This is a genomic window from Clostridium frigidicarnis, assembly GCF_900111985.1.
Lineage (GTDB): Bacteria > Bacillota > Clostridia > Clostridiales > Clostridiaceae > Clostridium_Z > Clostridium_Z frigidicarnis.
Genome location: NZ_FOKI01000055.1, coordinates 1 through 16,722, shown reverse-complemented (window position 1 = coordinate 16,722; position 16,722 = coordinate 1). Strand labels below are relative to the sequence as shown.

At 28.5% G+C, this 16,722-nt stretch carries 20 protein-coding genes; all 20 read right to left on the bottom strand.

What is annotated here, in order from left to right:
• Positions 1–234: 234 nt before the first annotated feature.
• Complete coding sequence (locus tag BM119_RS17995; protein ID WP_090043100.1) at positions 235–633, bottom strand: hypothetical protein; 399 nt, start codon at positions 631–633, stop codon at positions 235–237.
• Positions 634–646: 13 nt separating this feature from the next.
• The gene (locus BM119_RS17990) at positions 647–1,303 is read right to left on the bottom strand and encodes an ABC-2 transporter permease (RefSeq protein WP_090043099.1); all 657 of its coding nucleotides are present in this window, start codon (positions 1,301–1,303) and stop codon (positions 647–649) included.
• A 1-nt stretch (position 1,304) separates the two neighbouring features.
• Positions 1,305–2,159 carry an ABC transporter ATP-binding protein gene (locus BM119_RS17985; RefSeq protein ID WP_090043098.1) on the bottom strand — a complete coding sequence of 285 codons (855 nt, stop codon included), beginning with the start codon at positions 2,157–2,159 and terminating at the stop codon, positions 1,305–1,307.
• Between the two features lie 3 nt (positions 2,160–2,162).
• A complete protein-coding gene (locus tag BM119_RS17980; protein WP_090043097.1) occupies positions 2,163–2,537 on the bottom strand; it encodes a GntR family transcriptional regulator in 375 nt (124 codons plus the stop codon).
• A 119-nt stretch (positions 2,538–2,656) separates the two neighbouring features.
• Positions 2,657–3,832, bottom strand: a complete 1,176-nt coding sequence (gene iadA / locus BM119_RS17975; RefSeq protein ID WP_090043096.1) for a beta-aspartyl-peptidase — start codon at positions 3,830–3,832, stop codon at positions 2,657–2,659.
• Between the two features lie 226 nt (positions 3,833–4,058).
• On the bottom strand, positions 4,059–5,858 hold the full coding sequence (locus BM119_RS17970) for a sigma 54-interacting transcriptional regulator (protein WP_090043095.1): 1,800 nt from the start codon (positions 5,856–5,858) through the stop codon (positions 4,059–4,061).
• 297 nt (positions 5,859–6,155) lie between these two features.
• A complete protein-coding gene (locus tag BM119_RS17965; RefSeq protein WP_177199494.1) occupies positions 6,156–7,043 on the bottom strand; it encodes a GNAT family N-acetyltransferase in 888 nt (295 codons plus the stop codon).
• Positions 7,044–7,593: 550 nt separating this feature from the next.
• Positions 7,594–8,121 carry a GNAT family N-acetyltransferase gene (locus BM119_RS17960; protein WP_090043093.1) on the bottom strand — a complete coding sequence of 176 codons (528 nt, stop codon included), beginning with the start codon at positions 8,119–8,121 and terminating at the stop codon, positions 7,594–7,596.
• A gap of 74 nt (positions 8,122–8,195) precedes the next feature.
• The gene (locus BM119_RS17955) at positions 8,196–8,627 is read right to left on the bottom strand and encodes a VOC family protein (RefSeq protein ID WP_090043092.1); all 432 of its coding nucleotides are present in this window, start codon (positions 8,625–8,627) and stop codon (positions 8,196–8,198) included.
• A gap of 81 nt (positions 8,628–8,708) precedes the next feature.
• Complete coding sequence (locus tag BM119_RS17950; protein ID WP_090043091.1) at positions 8,709–9,212, bottom strand: GNAT family N-acetyltransferase; 504 nt, start codon at positions 9,210–9,212, stop codon at positions 8,709–8,711.
• A gap of 91 nt (positions 9,213–9,303) precedes the next feature.
• The gene (locus BM119_RS17945; protein WP_090043090.1) at positions 9,304–9,918 is read right to left on the bottom strand and encodes a VanZ family protein; all 615 of its coding nucleotides are present in this window, start codon (positions 9,916–9,918) and stop codon (positions 9,304–9,306) included.
• A gap of 183 nt (positions 9,919–10,101) precedes the next feature.
• Positions 10,102–10,644, bottom strand: a complete 543-nt coding sequence (locus tag BM119_RS17940) for a GNAT family N-acetyltransferase (protein WP_090043089.1) — start codon at positions 10,642–10,644, stop codon at positions 10,102–10,104.
• Between the two features lie 277 nt (positions 10,645–10,921).
• On the bottom strand, positions 10,922–11,191 hold the full coding sequence (locus BM119_RS17935) for a ribosomal protein L7/L12 (RefSeq protein ID WP_090043088.1): 270 nt from the start codon (positions 11,189–11,191) through the stop codon (positions 10,922–10,924).
• A gap of 262 nt (positions 11,192–11,453) precedes the next feature.
• Positions 11,454–12,083, bottom strand: a complete 630-nt coding sequence (locus BM119_RS17930) for a phosphotransferase enzyme family protein (RefSeq protein ID WP_177199493.1) — start codon at positions 12,081–12,083, stop codon at positions 11,454–11,456.
• Entirely contained in the window at positions 12,062–12,400 is a 339-nt protein-coding gene (locus tag BM119_RS17925) for a hypothetical protein (protein WP_090043086.1), read from the bottom strand. The genes BM119_RS17930 and BM119_RS17925 overlap by 22 nt, the downstream gene beginning before the upstream one ends.
• A 109-nt stretch (positions 12,401–12,509) precedes the next feature.
• On the bottom strand, positions 12,510–12,938 hold the full coding sequence (locus BM119_RS17920) for a hypothetical protein (protein WP_090043085.1): 429 nt from the start codon (positions 12,936–12,938) through the stop codon (positions 12,510–12,512).
• 57 nt (positions 12,939–12,995) lie between these two features.
• The gene (locus tag BM119_RS17915; protein ID WP_090043084.1) at positions 12,996–13,460 is read right to left on the bottom strand and encodes a hypothetical protein; all 465 of its coding nucleotides are present in this window, start codon (positions 13,458–13,460) and stop codon (positions 12,996–12,998) included.
• 266 nt (positions 13,461–13,726) lie between these two features.
• A complete protein-coding gene (locus tag BM119_RS17910; RefSeq protein WP_090043083.1) occupies positions 13,727–14,557 on the bottom strand; it encodes an amidohydrolase family protein in 831 nt (276 codons plus the stop codon).
• 318 nt (positions 14,558–14,875) lie between these two features.
• Entirely contained in the window at positions 14,876–15,691 is an 816-nt protein-coding gene (locus BM119_RS17905; protein ID WP_090043082.1) for an alpha/beta fold hydrolase, read from the bottom strand.
• Positions 15,692–15,987: 296 nt separating this feature from the next.
• A partial coding sequence (locus BM119_RS17900) for a PD-(D/E)XK nuclease domain-containing protein (RefSeq protein ID WP_177199492.1) occupies positions 15,988–16,722 on the bottom strand: 735 nt, incomplete at its 5' end.

Sequence of the window (16,722 nt, the reverse complement as noted above, 5' to 3'; positions counted from 1 at the left end):
AGGTTGAAAATCACAGATTTTCTCTAAATTATATTTTTTAAATTTTAAAATCTTCCTTAGAAGATTTATCCTTGAATTGTCAATTTCTTAAACTCTTGCAACTTGCCACTTGTAATTTTTCACTCATTAAAGTTTTCAGCTAAAAAATCTATATATTTTAATAGTTATCAAAGTTATCCACAGATTTAAAATTTTATAATTGATTAACTAATGATAATGCTCAATAACTTACATTTAACTATTAGCCTTAAGATAAAACATAATGGCTGTACATAAAATACCAATGACAAAAGATATACCTGCTTTTTTTAAATTTGGTGTGAAAAGGTCACTAGGATTATCTTTATAATAAGCAATTTTTATTTGATCTCCTATAGAATCATTCATGGAAACTTGAATTCTACTTGAAGATATATAATCTTTTCCATCTACTATAAAGCTTACCACAGCCCATCTAGAGTTACTTTTTTTCATGGTTTCTGGTAAAGCGGTGTTTGTATCAATAATTGTTGCCATTGTGTAGCTTATTAGTCGTTTATTCATCATAAAACTAATATACTGGTGTACAGAATATAATATGCAAAATGCTGCTGCAAATCTAAAAAGCACAATAGCTTGTGCATTTTGTTCCATTTAATTCACCATCCTAATACTCTTTGTTCTTAATACTTTTATTTGATGCCATAATTCCAAGACTAATAGACGCACCTGTAATCAATAATGATAGCATAGCAACCATCCATATAGAACTATTTTCAATAGTAGCTATTAATGGGATGTCACTTCCTAAGTATTTTGTAATAAGAGATATGACGAATGGTGATATAAAAATAATTCCTGCACTTATCATTTGCAACTTAACATAGCCAAGTTTAAATGTCATGGGAATATAAATTCCAAAAAATATTTCTATTACTGCAAAAAATAGTAGTATGTTTTTTATATCTACTTTACCTACAGGAACCACTGGCAAATGTGATAGTATTAAAAATAAAGCTGTGGTTACTATGAATATAAAGGTGACCAAAACATATTTTGCCATAACAACTTTGTTAATTGACATAGGTGTTATTCTGAGATAGATTTCACCTTTTTGCTTCATTTCCTCCATAGATATTGCATGATATACCATAAATGTTATCATCAATACTAACATACTATAAAGAATATTTCCGTTCTGTTGAAATGCAGGAGTTCTATATGAAATGAATATAGGAGCTACCATAATGAACCCAATAATGGGTAGTAAATATTTCTTTATTAGTAAAAAGTCTTTTTTGAATAAATTGTAAATTGCATTCATATTATTCTCCTCCTATAATTGTCAAAAATATATCTTCTAAAGTTGCTTTTTCTATAACCATATTAGAATTTAGTGATTGTATTGTCTGAAATTCTTTCGTAATGCCTGTGAAACCATACCTTGATTGATCAAGCATTTTAAGAGGAACTTCCCTTATTTTTTCTAAATCATCTAATGTGCCTTTTATTAAGCGATAAGACTCTATTATATCGTCTTTCCCTGCTTGTTCAATAATTCTTCCGTTATCAATAATTATGATTTCATCAGCACATCGTTCCAAATCACTAGTAATGTGTGTTGAGAAAAAAGCACTCTTTCCTTCTTCTTGGACAAATTCACTTAATATATCCATTAACTCTTTTCGTATTTTAGGATCAAGTCCAGAAGTTGGTTCATCCATAATAAGAAGATCAGCACCATGGGATAAAGCTAACGCCAAAGAATATTTAAGCTTCATTCCTTTTGACAATGTTGATATGGATTGCTTTGGATTTAATCGGAATTTTTTTAAGTATTCTTGATACTTTCCTTCATTCCAATAACTATAACAAGAAGCAATCAAATTTTTCATTTCATTTAGAGTTAGATGTTCATAAAAAAATCCATCATCTAAGACAACACCTATTTTATTCTTTATCAAAGAATCATTTCCCTGATATTTGTTTGAAAAAAATGCGATTTCACCACTATCTTTTTTCAATAAACCTAATAAAGTCTTTATTAATGTAGTTTTCCCTGCACCATTTTTCCCAATAAATCCAGTGATACAGTTTTCTTGAATATTAAAAGATACATTGTTTAGTCCGAAATTTTGAAATTTCTTTGAAATCTCGCAAACATTTAATACATCACTCATAACTTATTCCTCCTCGTAAATAATATCCATCATGTCCATAAGCTCTTTTTTACTTATTTCCATCATTTTTGCTGTGGACACCATGTCAAACATCTTCTCCTCCACTATTAATCTTTTTGTATCCTTGATTAAATCTGTATTCCCAGCTAATACAAAAGTCCCTTTACCTGCCTGACTTGTTACAAATCCCTCTTTTTCCAATTCATCATACACTCTACGAATTGTTAAGACACTGACTCTAAGATCTGTTGAAAAATTACGGATAGATGGTAATAACTCTCCATTTTTTAGTTCACCTTTTAATATTGCTGATTTTATTTGCTCTTTAATTTGTTGGTATAAAGGTTTTTCTGAAGTATTTGAAAGAACAACGTTCAATTTATCCCTCCTAACTGTGTATGTCTTTACATCACATTCTACACACCAAGTACAGTTTTGTCAATAAAAAAGGTCTGAGAATACTCAGACCAACTTTTAATAAATTTATAGAATACTATTTACTTTTCAAAGGTTCCCTTAATTAAAAGATTGCCTTCTGATAGTGCCTCTCTACCCTCAACAATGACATTTGCAATTTTAAACTGATCCTTATCAATAATTACTACATCTGCATCCATTCCCTTTTCTATTTTTCCCTTGCTGTTTAGTTTTAAAGCACGAGCAGGATTTGATGTAATAACCTTAATCGCATCTTCAAGGTTAACTCTATCTTTTTTAACTGCATCTTTTACTTCTCTAAACAAAGACTGAACTGAACCTATTCCTAATCCAATTAGTTCCCCCACCTTATTATACATAGGTAAACTTCCTTGTCCATCTGATGAAAACATAATCTGATCTATAGATATGCCTTCTTCCATCATCCTTCTTAATCCAATACTTGCTTTTACTTCATCTTCTTCTAAAAACTCTGGATCAGAACTTGTAGTCAAATCTACAAATCCTCCTAACTTTGCAAACTGAATTCCGGCATGAAAAACTTTTTCACTTCTGTTTATATGAGTTGGAACAACCTGAGATACTGGTAAATCTGTTTCCTGCAACATTTTTGAAAGGTAACTTAATTCACTTTTTCCATCTCCGATATGAACATTTACAATTCCTGCTTTACCTGACAGCATTCCTCCTACTCTAGCCTGAGCTACAACATCTACAAAATCATTAAAAGTACCTTGCGAAGACCTATGATCAGAGATTGCTATCTCTCCTGCTCCTATAATCTTGTCTATAAGAATAACATCTGATCTTACAGTATCAGTTATAGTATTTACCGGTATTTCATAAGAACCTGTATATATGTAAGTTGTTATGCCCTCCTCATCTAAAGCTCTAGCTTTAGCTAATAGGGATTTAATATCCCTACATACACCATCTGTTCCAAGGCAACCTACTACAGTTGTTATTCCACCTAATAATAAATCAGATAGTTGGATTTCGGGTGTTCTTGTTTTAAATCCACCCTCACCTCCGCCTCCTAATATATGAACATGAGAATCTATAAAGCCTGGTAAAATTAACTTGCCACTGGCATCTATAACATTGATATCTATGAACTCCTTTGGAATATCAATATTATCATAAATCCCCTCAATTTTGTCACCGACAAGTACCACATCTTTCTTTCCTAAGTATTCTGGTGAATAAACCTCACCATTTTTAATAATTGTAATCATTTTCATACCCCCTATTTTGGTCTCATTAATAAACTAAAGCAAGAACTATGCCAACAAAAATAGCTGTAAATTTTTAATTTACAGCTATAAGTTATATAATGTTACTTTAATCTACAAATTTAGTCCCTTTCTTTCACATTTAAAAAGCTATATTTATATAATTCAAAACTTTTATTTTCATGTTATAAGTTTATTCTGGTTGTTTTATTGGTTTATATCATACACTTTAACCATTTTGTTTTAACCATTCGATACCCTTACTTGTAATCTTAGTTCCACTTTTCCCTTTACTTTTTGTTATAAAATCTAAGTGTTGTAGACTATTTAATTTTGTTCTAATTGTTTGCTCACTAAAATTCAAACCTCTATCTATCAGCACTTCTGATAAAAGTCTTCTACCTATTATTAAGTTTTCATTTTGATACTTATATATCTCCTCTAGTATAGTTTTAAGCTCATAATCTATGTCTTTTTTAGGAGATTTATAAGAGCATTTTTCAACATACTTAAAGTCTATAGGCAAATGTTCTTCTTTTATACAATCACCATCACAAAATTCATATGCATATTCTAATGTATTTATAAGTTCTCTTACATTTCCTCTCCACTGTGCATTATTAAAAATTTCTACTACTTCAGATGAAACTTTCATTTTGCTATCCTTACGTATAAAAAACTCATTTATTATATCAGCTATGTCCTCCTTTCTATTTCTTAAAGGCGGTATAACTAGATATCCAACTTTCAATCTGTAATATAAATCTTCTCTGAATTTACCTTCATCAACTAATTTAGTGAGATTTTTATTAGTAGCCGCAACTACTCTTACATCTATAGGTATTATCCTGTCTCCACCAACTCTCATAATCTCTTTTTCCTGAAGTACCCTTAATAATCTCATTTGCAATGCAAATGAAGCATCACCTATTTTATCTAAAAATATAGTTCCTCCACTTGCCTGTTCAAACAAGCCAATTTTACCTCCCTTTCTAGCACCTGTAAAGGCTCCTGATTCATATCCAAATAGCTCACTTTCAATTAGTTCCTCAGGTAAAGCACTAAAATTTACTGCAAGAAATGGCTCGTCACTCCTTGGGGAATAATTATGTATGGCAGAAGCAAAAAGTTCCTTACCAGTACCACTAAGGCCTTCAATTAATACTGAAAGATTTGTTCCTGCAAGTTTTTTTGCTATATTTTTAGCTTCAGTTATCTCTTTACTTTTTCCTACTATATGATCAAAGGTATATTTAGCATAATACCTCTTTTTATAAAGATCTTCTTTAATATTAAGATTCATATTGTCTATTAAAAGAAAGTTTTTTGCAACTTGAAAAAGATTTTTATAATTTTTTATTTGAAACCTATTTAAAGATAATACTATCCTTTCTAGATCCCTATTTGATGTAATTACCTCACCATTTGTTATTGACAATACATTTCTCATTCCTGTTATCTTTTTCACGTAGCTAGATGAAATATCATTTCCCCTTTCATCATAATATCCGATACCCTGTATTATCTCAATAAGACTACTTATCTCAATAGGCCTACCTCCTATATCTATAATGGTTTTAGCTCCTTTAGGAACCATGTCAACCTCACCAGGAGTTACTGCAACTTCATAACATTTATATTTATCTATCCCAGGATAATAAGGTATAAATTTTATATGATTTATTTCTAAGTTATTTAAATCTTCGATAACACTATAAGTTGTTTCTTTTACATCATTTACAAAAAGTACTTCAGTTCCCTGTTTTAAATATAAAAGCTTGTCCACATTAGCGAAATTAAAAGTTCTTTTTGCAATAATATATGGAATATCAATTATGTCTGTATTCGTCTTATCATACGTAATTTTACTTGAAAAAACTAAAAAATCTCCACAAATGTCATCCTTGCTAATACCTTCATCTACCGCATAACTTTTTATAATAGCAAACTCTCCCAGGCATTCTTGTAATTGGTTATGTAAAAATATTCTTGTAAGCTCGGTACCTGTGATTAAAACTATAGTTTTCAATTTTCTCACCCCAAAGTTGTTTATTAACGCTTTTTTGACCTCATATCCATGTATGATTTTCAAAATAAGCTATCTAATAATATTATAAAGACATTATATACAATAGGAAGAAGTTTCTTAATTATTTCTTTAAAATACAGGGATTCAAAATCTAAATTTTAGTATTTCTTATCCTTTTTATAATATTATATCTAACTAAAAACAACATAAAATAAATATGAAGGAAGATTCGTTCTATTTTTAATAAGATAGTACTCCTAATAAGAATAAAGTGTATTAATTCAACTATACATTATGTTATTTTGCACTCCACCATGTATTATTAGAATATGGATAAAAACCAATATTATAATAAAATTGTTGTGAAGAAATAACAAATGCATGTTTTGCTCCGAGAAGACCACAACGTTTTACAGCCTCCAATACTACTGCTTTTCCACATCCCATTTTTCTATATAAGGGGTCAGTACAAACAGGCTCTATATAAGCATAACCTGTTATTTTGTCATACCAAGAACCACAATAAGCAACATATTCACCATCAGGTGCAGTTAAATAAATATGGATATTTTTATTTAAATTTGGTCCTAAATATTCTTCATTCATTTCAGTTGATTCACCTTCTGGCATTTCTTCCCCATTGTTAAAACCACGATATTTACAACGATTTAATCTATATTCATTAAATCCATCTTCCAAGCTGTGAATTGAAAATCCTCTTGGCAATTCATATGAGATTTCATCTGATATATCTATTATTGCTGTTTTTTCATATTCTTCGGTAGGATAAAATCCTTGCGTTAATGCTATTTTTTGAAACTCTCTATCAGTGTCATTAATCAATGCCTTAAACTTACCATCTTTGGCAAAACTCTTTTTTGCATAAGAAAGCATATCTGATTTTAAATATCCATAGGATGGGTCCAAGATAAAATATCCATATCCAAGTTCTAATTCGTATGTTGCTAAACCAACAATTTTGTCTCCCTCCATCCATAATCCTATATTATGTAAAGATTTTACATCCATATAACGAGTTAATGAATGCATCCATTCCCAACGTGCCCACAAAAAATTTGAACTAACTATTTTATTTTCATTAATTTCAATCAAAAATTTTCTAACCTTTTCATAGTTAGCAGTACACCCACTTTTTCCATCATAATTTTTGAAACTTATTCCCATAATTACATACCCTTTCATCTTATAGATTATATAAATAATCCTTATATGGCTTTTTTAATCAATTTCACCATGTGTTATAAAAAAATCATAACATATTATTCATTTTTTAAAGAACACTTTCCGCATATCTTATCTTAGTAGCTGTATCATCCTATATTTGTAATACAAAATTAAAACACCGTAAAATTCAATTTTGAATAGTACAGTGTTTTTTTAATATATTTCAATTACGGAGTTATAAATTTTTATGGTTAGTTATTGTGTTAAATAAGAATAATATGCTAAATTGTATTATCCTTATTCAATTTCATATTATTATCCCAACCAATTGTTTGTATAAGCTAGTATTCCTAATACAGCACCAATTAATGCACTGACTATAACTTTAAAATAAGTTTTTCGGTCCTTACTTTTTTCTCTATCCATCCATTTCACCTCACAAATTTATATAAATAATTGTTGCTCAGTGTATTCTAACTAATATTAATTATATTATATCAAATGAATTATTTTTACAAATATATACTATACTTATTTTTCAAAGTTCACCTTATACTCTTGACCTTGCCAAGTAATTTCCTTTTTCAATGACATACTTATCAACTACTCCAATATTCTCACTTGCAACCTCACTTGCCTTTCTGAACCCAAGTTTCTTTAGAATCTTTACTGTTGCAATATTAGCTGCATCTGCAGTTGCAATGTAACTATCATTCCTAAGAGTTTTAAACAGATGCTGCAATACAGCGTCAGCGGCCTCAAATCCGTACCCTTGTCCCCAACAATCCTGACAATAGCCATATAGAAATTCATTTCCGCCTAAATCATCTGAACTCCTAAATCCGCAGTACCCTAAATACTTTCCGCTTTCTTTCTCTATAACAGCGAATTCAACGGCATCATCTGAAAATGGAACTATGCAGTCATCTTTGAACAATTCCAGTCGCTGATTATATTTTAACTTTGTGATTCCTCCTGTATAATACTTTGCAACAGGGTCATTAATCATCCCCCAGAATCTATCAAAATCCTGAAGTTGGGGTTTCCTCATTAAAAGACGACTTGTTTCAATAACCATATAATCGCACCTCCAGTAATATAAATAATCTATATTTGTCACCTCAAATTACTATTTAGTATAGAATTCACCTGTTAAAAAACAAGCATTCCGTTATCATCATATGCAAAGTTTGGACCCCAAGCAACTTCCCAATAGTAACCATCTAAATCAGCAAAATATGCATGATATCCACCCCAAAATACATCTTGAGGTTCTTTAACTATTTGAGCACCAGCGTTTCTGACTAATTCGATAACCTTATCAACATCTTCTTTATGTTCTACATTATAAGCTAATGTGATTCCTGCAAAACCATTAGCTATTTTGGGAGTATTTTCTTCGCTAATATCTTTTACTAATAACTCTAAAGGAAACAGTTCAAATTTTGTTCCAGATGTATTAAAAAATATAACATCAGGGTTATTACTTTTTTCATCAGTTTGAAATCCAAGTTCGTCTCTATAAAACTTTATTGCCTTCTCCATACTTCTTACACCTAAACAAATACATGTAATTTTATTCATAATAAATTTCTCCTCATAAATTACTAATTTATAATACTAAACCTTAAATTGGAATTTTACTAACTGTGTTATTTTTGTTATTTATAACTCCTTGTAATACATGACCTCAATAGCATCACTAAATTTCTTAGATTTTTCTGTCAAAACAAATCCATGATTTTCGTAGAATTTACGTGCTCTATTATTTTCTTCAAAAACCCATAACATTACTTTATTAAATCCAGTTCCTTTTATTTCTTTTAAGATATACTCCATCATTATTGAGCCATATCCCTTCCCCCAATTTTCATATAAACTATGTATGCAAATAATCTCTGCATAATTATCCATTTCTTCATCTCTTGTCTTATTCCAGTATGCTATACAATGAGGTTTACCATCAACTGATAAAATAAATCCATTCCCTATATCTTTGTTTAATAACACAGTGTACATTTCTTCAGCTTTATTTATATTAGTATATTTATCTAAATCTTCTTTGGATAAAATTTTACTAAATGCAAATTTCCATGATTCTGTTTGTATATAAGCTAATACTTTCTCATCTCCAATTTTCACTTTGCGTATATCAACATTACTTTTCATACTTATCCCTCACTTTTTTATAAAATTTCTATTTATCACTTTAATCTAAATAAATTATAAGATATTAAAGAGAGACTTTTTATTCTTTCTTTTATTGAAAAAAAGCGCATATAATCGCAATCACAATGTATAGATAAGGTTCTAATTTAATAGCCAAGGTATCACTAGATAAAATGTTAACTACTGTTTTATCAGTCAATTTGTGCAAGACCTTTCTCATGCTATTAAAAATTATCCAACCACATATAGTTCCTAGAGTATTAAATATTAAATCATTTATATCAGTAGCACGGTTTCTTACAAATAATTGGCTAAATTCAATAATAAACGAGAAAAATAGTCCATAATAAAAGGTTGACCATAGGTTACGGTATTTTTCCCACAGAGTTGGCAATAAAAATCCAAAAGGCATAAATAATATAATGTTAAATATACTTGTAATTTCAAATGCATCTCTAAAAGGCACTAAATTTATATGAGGATTAAATATTGGTTGATTTAATCTTAAACATCTTTTCCATTCAAACAAAGAAGGAACCCCTACTATTAATACTAAAGTAATCATAAGATACAATATGAAAAAATACCCAAATAAGTAATGTTGCCATGGTATTTCCTTTTTAAGATATTTGCTGTTTTTATTTAAGATAATATTTAACATAGTCACTAAAAAAAATGACATTATAAGGCTTATTACTGGATTCATCTTTTTCACCCCCCTTCAAAATAAAGCAGATGTTATCATATCCTTTAAGATTATACCAATCATAAAACCATGGTTAATACAACCTTTTTTATTATCCTTATTTAACTATTAACAATAGTGGCATATAATTCTAATTAATTTACATAATGCGTATTACTTTGTATACAGATTATTCTTATACTCCTATACGTATTTCTTTAACGACTTCTCCATATTCCTTTTCATTGACAGCATGTCTGCTAAGAATACATCCACCAAAAGTCTACTTTCCATCTGATATTCCTGTTTGGCAACCTCTGCACCAAATTTACGATAAAACTCATTTGATGATGAATAATGATGGTTATAGACAACAATCTTCTCCATGTCTTTCTCTAAATAAAAATCCAATGTGTAAATCATCATCATCAGGGAAATTCCTTTGCCTCGCTGGTCAGGATATACCCAAAGACCATTCAACTCTATCCCTTTTTCAGGTATGTCAAAGGTTTCAGCAAAACTGCTAAAGGCTACACCAAGCATCTTATTATTTTCAAATGCTCCAATCAACAAACGAATATCCTTATTTTCTTTAGCTGTATTCATCCATTCTAACCAAAGATCTAATTCTTTCGAAACAGAAAGAGTGTTTTCAGCCTTACCAGCCAATTCTTCTGTCCAACACAATATCCTTAATTCTATTGCTTGTTCCATATCCCCTTCCGTTAATTGCCTAATTTTAATCATAAGCTCATCCTCCACTTAAATAATTTTTATTTTGCCTTTTATTATGAATCCGGCCTATAACACAAGAAAATTATAACATATTTTCTAAATTATTATATTAATTTAGAATACAATGGTATTCAATTTTTATAGAATATTAGTTACGTCAATTTATGTTTATATTTGTATTGTAAACAAAAAATATCCCAAATCCATTTCTGAATATTGCGATATTTTAATCTACTACTCATTTTTAATAATCCATAATATAAGTAAATTATTTATATATTTTAATATTCTATTTTCTTAAAGAATCAATATATTCTTTTGACTCTTTTAATCCAAGTCCAGTAGCAATTCTATATTTTTTTATTGCTTCAATCTTTTTGCCTTCTAAAAGAAGACTTTTTATTTCATCATTTATTGTATTAGGTACTCCAACTTGTTTAGCAATTTTATTTAAATTTATATTTATACGTGCTATATCACTTCGCATCTGATTAATAATACTTACTATCCACATTAAGAACCCTGCTCCTGCAAGTACACCAACAATTATATAATTCATGATTTTACTCCTTATAATTTACTATTATGAATTAATTATAGCATATATTGTAAATATGACATTATTCAAATTTACAAAGCTTTTGTATTGAGATTGAAATACCTTTGGTAGTGTCAATTAATTTTATAGATTCAATATCTTTATTTGTATTGCGTAGCAAAAAATATCTCACATTCATTTCTGAAGAATGTGAGATTTTAAATTTATTATTTACTTTTATTAATTTATAATACAAGAATAATATGCTTTATTAGTCATTCCCCTATAGTTTATTTGACTCACTTAATTTTTTTAACCTCTTGAAATCAATATTAATATATGGAATTCGATTCTCGATATTATACCTCATATTTCTTAAATACTCCTTCTGACAATCATTAAGTTCATTTTTTCTCCACAATTTTAAAATAAAGTTGTATGAGCAAATCCTTCTGTACTCTAAAAATAATGGTATTCTGTCTATCCATTTTTCTTTAATTTTATTTTCTTCTAAATACCCTTTCAAAAAACTTTCAGTAAACTTAATTCCAAACTCTACACGCTCTTGTACACTTTTCACAGAAATTGTTTGCAAAGAATGATAAATAGCAATTGCAACATCACAAATGTACCAATGATATAAACAATCGTCAAAATCAAAAACGGTTATGTCACCATCATAAATAAAAAAATTATACTGATGAAAATCATTATGTATCAAACCATAAGAGTCCTTGTCTTTAGGAAAAGTATTCATTTCTTTTATTATTTCAGTCCATATATTATAAATAACACAATCTTCTTCATCAATTGCATATTCCCCTTTAAAATTAAGATCTTCATTCCATTGTTTCCTTGTACATGCTCCTTCTTTTAGTGTATAATTCTTTGCTAAACAATGAATTTTACCCATTGTCTTTCCCCATTTATAAAATAACATTCAGCATTACTATATATAACTTCTACAAGTTTATTATTTATAGATAGAATAATTTTTGATACATTTACTTGCATATAAAATAGATAATTTACATAATCCATTTCAGCTTCATATTGTGGTAAATTATAAAAAGGTTGTCTTGAAATTCTTAAAATATATGCATCGTTTTCATTTTGCAATTCATAAATTAAATTAGTTGAATTACCAATCTCATTAATATTAACTTCTAATATATTTAGTTGAAAAAGTCTAAAAATCTCGTTTAAAATTGAATTGTTATTATCTCTCATTTTTCCTCCCCCCGTTTATAACATTTTATACACCCTTCTTTATTTTCAGAAAATTAACTATCTATTCTTTTTCATATAATATAATTTATGTCCCAATGGACAATTATACTCATAATTTAATAGGTATTGTCTTTACATCCGCTATAATAATAATAAGTATAAAAGTAGTAATATCTATCCATTCAGAAGTATTAATTATAATACCTATTATGCAATAAACACCATAAATAGCTGTTGCTTTGAGAAAAGGTTTTAAGTGCCTCATAGCAAATTTTTTACGCCTTTCACTTGTTGCAAACTTTGCCTCATCATAACTTGTTCCATTAATCCAGTAAATATTCTCAGTTTTATAAATAATATAAAATAGCGTAAGAAGTGCCAAAAGAACTAGCATTAACATTATTTTCATCATAACTTCTATTGTAACTTTTGAAAAATATATTTTTGGCACAATAGTTCCTGCTATCATTAACCCCAAAAATACAATTATCCACATTATTAAAAGTTTGTATGATTTGTCTTTGTAATCTATTCCCATGATAAACTCCTTTCTAAATCTATTATAACTAATCTTTGCTTCATACTTTGTACATAGTTATCCTTTCTCGATTACCTGTAAATCTGTTTTATTCGGTAATCTTTCTTTTAAAATAGTAATAATTTTATCATAATCACTCTTTTTAAAATGAAATGTCTGCCCCATAAAACCGCCTAATAATTTAACGTTTATATCTTTTGAGCTAATTAAAATAACTTTGTCTATTTCTTCCCATGATATAACATCTTTGTACTTATACATTGATATGAAGCCTTTCACGCTAATTCCTTGTTTAACCCACATGCTTATAAACATAAAAACACCTAATCCCCCTGTTATATAGTGAATTAAACTATTTCCATAAATATATGTGATTCCAATAAAAATAATTATAGCCAATACTACAGTAACTATTTCAATAAGGCTTTTTCTTGTTGCTATTAGTAAGCCTTTAATATATCCTATTTCTTTTAAAATAATAGCAATAAAAAGCATTGGAATAATAATATCAATAGCACTCATATTAACACCCCCCTATAGTTTATTTGACTCACTTAATTAACCCCTTTATAACTCTATTAATTAAAACAAACATTGACTCTTGGGTAAAAGGAACTTTAGATAAAAAATACCCTTTTAAACTACAATTTGCTTCTTCGTTTGTACTTATATCAATAATAAATTTTTTCATATTAAATCAGTAAATTCTTTTTTATAAATTCTTCTACAGTATTATACTTTTCAATATTAACACCCAGGGACTATATGAATATTACATATTAGTATCACTAAAAATCACCCTTTTTTAATAATAATTGCATGATATTTCCTCCCATTATATTACTCCTTCCCCTATCATCAATATGAAGATTTTTAACGCGCTCTATATTTATTTGCAAATTTCTTTCTCCATATGGAATATCTGAACCCAGTATTATTCTATTACACCCTACTCTTTTTACAACTTGCTCCAATATTTCTTTCGAAATCAATTGTGGAGCAGACATATCATAATAAATGTTTGTATTTATACTATTATCACTAATTTCTTTAAATCCTATCATATGAGCCACAATAATCACTGTATTAGGAAAATTATTGCTTAACGCAACAAATTTTCTAACCTGTTTTTTTGATAAAAGATGAATGAATACAGGCATGTTCTTTTTTGTTGCCCACTCAAATATTCTAATATTTTTTTCTGATAAAATATCAAACTTATTCCAACACTGATGTAATTTAAGCATTTTAAAGTCATATTCTAGATAATCTTTTTCTAGTTTTTCCATACAACAATTGTCTAATGGATTTATCCAATAAGCTTGAATAATCTGTTTAGGAAATGATTTTGCAAGTTCATAAACATATTTGTTTTGTTCATCTATGTGCTTCGCTACACCTGTCAATTTTGTAATAAAACAAATAATCCTATTAAATATAAAACCTAAATTTGAACTTTTAATTTTTTCAGATAACATTGGATAACTATAGCTTTTATCACTATTGGGTTCTCCAGGACAAAGAACAATCATATCTATATGTTGTTCTTTTAAAGAATTAGTAATACTTTTTTTACTATAATATGCTCCACAAGCATGTGCATGTCCATCAATTATCAACTATTCTATCCTCCTGTAATAATATAAAATAAATCAGAACTATCTAGCGAAAAATTTATAATATATTTTCTAAATTATTATATAAAATTTCTTATTTTATAATAACATAGCATTCAATTTTCAAGAAACATTATCTATATCTCTAATTTCAGTAATTATATCACCTTATATTTGAAATATGGCATAAAAATACCGTATATTTCTGCAATAATACGGTATTTTGCTAAATAATTTAGTTTATTTATTATTAGAAGTTATTTTACAAATTATAAATATCTTTAAATTCTGCTAATCTAGACAAGTCAAAAGCAAAAAACTTTATTCCTCAATAAATTGGGTCAATTCTTTATTAAACTTGTCACGCTCATCATAGAACAATCCGTGTCCACTGTTTTCAAATGCTACGAGTCTAGAATTTTTAATACCTTCTTTTTGTGCTTCTGCCAATGGAAATAGACAAACTTTATCATGAATACCATGAAGAATTAAAGTTGGAACACTTATTTTCTTAAGATCAGAAAATAAACTTTTCTCACCTAACCAAGAATTTGCAACTGCTGCAGTAGCCCAACCTGCTGCCTGTAATCCTAATTGAAAGAACCAATCTGAGAAAGGCTTAGTCACATATTGAAAGAAAAACATATCTCCAAAGTCTTGTAACATTTTAGGGCGGTCATTATGTGTTCCTTGAATAATTTCATTTACAGCCTCTTTTTCTAAACCATATGGAAAATCTGAACGCTTTATGAGACTAGGAGCTGCTGCTGCAAAAAGTGCAAGTTTAGACACTCCATATTCATTGTGTCTAGCCATATATCTAATAGCAATTGCCCCTCCTGTAGAATGCCCTGCTAGTATAAAATTTTTTAATTTAAGTACCTCAACTACACATCGAACATCATCTGATAATCTATCGTAGTCATATCCTGTAAAAGGCTTGTCTGATTGACCAAATCCTCTCTGATCTATACCGATACATCGGTACCCCATTTTAGGAAGCTGATTAAACTGATATTCAAATAGCTTATGACTTCCAGGCCACCCGTGTAAAAACACGATTGTCTTATCCCCATCTGGGTTGAGATCCTCTACATAAACTTTTACATTTGATTCTACTTTAACATAATATCCCATATAAATACCTCTCCTAATAAAACTTCTTCATTACCATCTTATTCTATTAAAAATAAATGGGTGCACAATATATATGATTTTTAATACCTCATTATCCATTTTTCAAATAACATTATCTGTGCTTTCAATAGTTTATTGATAAGTATATTATTAAGTTAAAAAGGTAAGTAAAATAAGACAAAAAAATAGTAGCATACCTCTTAATCGGATACTACTATTTTTTATAAACTTCTTTAATATCTATGTGAAATTTAAATTGCTTGTTACTTTTTTATTGTAAAATTTTAATTTACAACTTACTTATTTTCCTTAATATACACTTCTTTTCCCTTAAACACTACAGCTATTTCTTTTATGTTCTTTATTCCTTTATTCTCTAAAGTAACACTATACTTCTTATCTTCTATTTGTTTTAAAGCATCATCTGCTGTTTCTTCTAATGTTTCATAATCGTCAGGATCAAGCTTTTTAAATTCTATAACAATGCCTAATTTAGAGATGTCTTTTGGAATTACCATTACATCGTATCTTCCATAACCACTTTCTCTATTAGATAAAACTTCATGGGTATCATTTAAGGAAATTAACATTCCAAGTACAAAAGCATGATAAACCTTTTCCCCTTCATATCCTCCCACATCAAAGTAGCTTATGCTTTTTAATACAAATTGTCTTAAAAGTTTTCCAAATATTTTTATATCACCATTTATAAGACTATTTAGCATAATGTCATAGTTATTTTTTGTAATTGTATCTAAAAACCACTGTTGTATTATGTTCTTATAAAGACTTCTAACTTCTCTATTAGGTATTGTTAAACTATAAAATATATCTTCTTCTCGTCTATAGTCTTCCCTTGCCTTTAAATACCCTGTAAACAATAAAAAACTCCATAAATTATTGCTTGATTTTTCTATGTCTCCCATAACTATATTTTCATCAATAGTTTTGCTTATAGAATCTCCTTTGATTAAAGTCTGAAGATCATTTTTTACATCCTCAGAACCTTTAGCTAAAAGAATATTAACCAA

Coding starts and splice junctions, on each gene's coding strand:
- BM119_RS17995 (WP_090043100.1), bottom strand. CDS start 633: ATGGAACAAAATGCACAAGCTATTGTGCTTTTTAGATTTGCAGCAGCA.
- BM119_RS17990 (WP_090043099.1), bottom strand. CDS start 1,303: ATGAATGCAATTTACAATTTATTCAAAAAAGACTTTTTACTAATAAAG.
- BM119_RS17985 (WP_090043098.1), bottom strand. CDS start 2,159: ATGAGTGATGTATTAAATGTTTGCGAGATTTCAAAGAAATTTCAAAAT.
- iadA (WP_090043096.1), bottom strand. CDS start 3,832: ATGATTACAATTATTAAAAATGGTGAGGTTTATTCACCAGAATACTTA.
- BM119_RS17965 (WP_177199494.1), bottom strand. CDS start 7,043: ATGGGAATAAGTTTCAAAAATTATGATGGAAAAAGTGGGTGTACTGCT.
- BM119_RS17960 (WP_090043093.1), bottom strand. CDS start 8,121: ATGGTTATTGAAACAAGTCGTCTTTTAATGAGGAAACCCCAACTTCAG.
- BM119_RS17955 (WP_090043092.1), bottom strand. CDS start 8,627: ATGAATAAAATTACATGTATTTGTTTAGGTGTAAGAAGTATGGAGAAG.
- BM119_RS17950 (WP_090043091.1), bottom strand. CDS start 9,212: ATGAAAAGTAATGTTGATATACGCAAAGTGAAAATTGGAGATGAGAAA.
- BM119_RS17945 (WP_090043090.1), bottom strand. CDS start 9,918: ATGAATCCAGTAATAAGCCTTATAATGTCATTTTTTTTAGTGACTATG.
- BM119_RS17940 (WP_090043089.1), bottom strand. CDS start 10,644: ATGATTAAAATTAGGCAATTAACGGAAGGGGATATGGAACAAGCAATA.
- BM119_RS17935 (WP_090043088.1), bottom strand. CDS start 11,191: ATGAATTATATAATTGTTGGTGTACTTGCAGGAGCAGGGTTCTTAATG.
- BM119_RS17930 (WP_177199493.1), bottom strand. CDS start 12,083: ATGGGTAAAATTCATTGTTTAGCAAAGAATTATACACTAAAAGAAGGA.
- BM119_RS17925 (WP_090043086.1), bottom strand. CDS start 12,400: ATGAGAGATAATAACAATTCAATTTTAAACGAGATTTTTAGACTTTTT.
- BM119_RS17920 (WP_090043085.1), bottom strand. CDS start 12,938: ATGGGAATAGATTACAAAGACAAATCATACAAACTTTTAATAATGTGG.
- BM119_RS17915 (WP_090043084.1), bottom strand. CDS start 13,460: ATGAGTGCTATTGATATTATTATTCCAATGCTTTTTATTGCTATTATT.
- BM119_RS17905 (WP_090043082.1), bottom strand. CDS start 15,691: ATGGGATATTATGTTAAAGTAGAATCAAATGTAAAAGTTTATGTAGAG.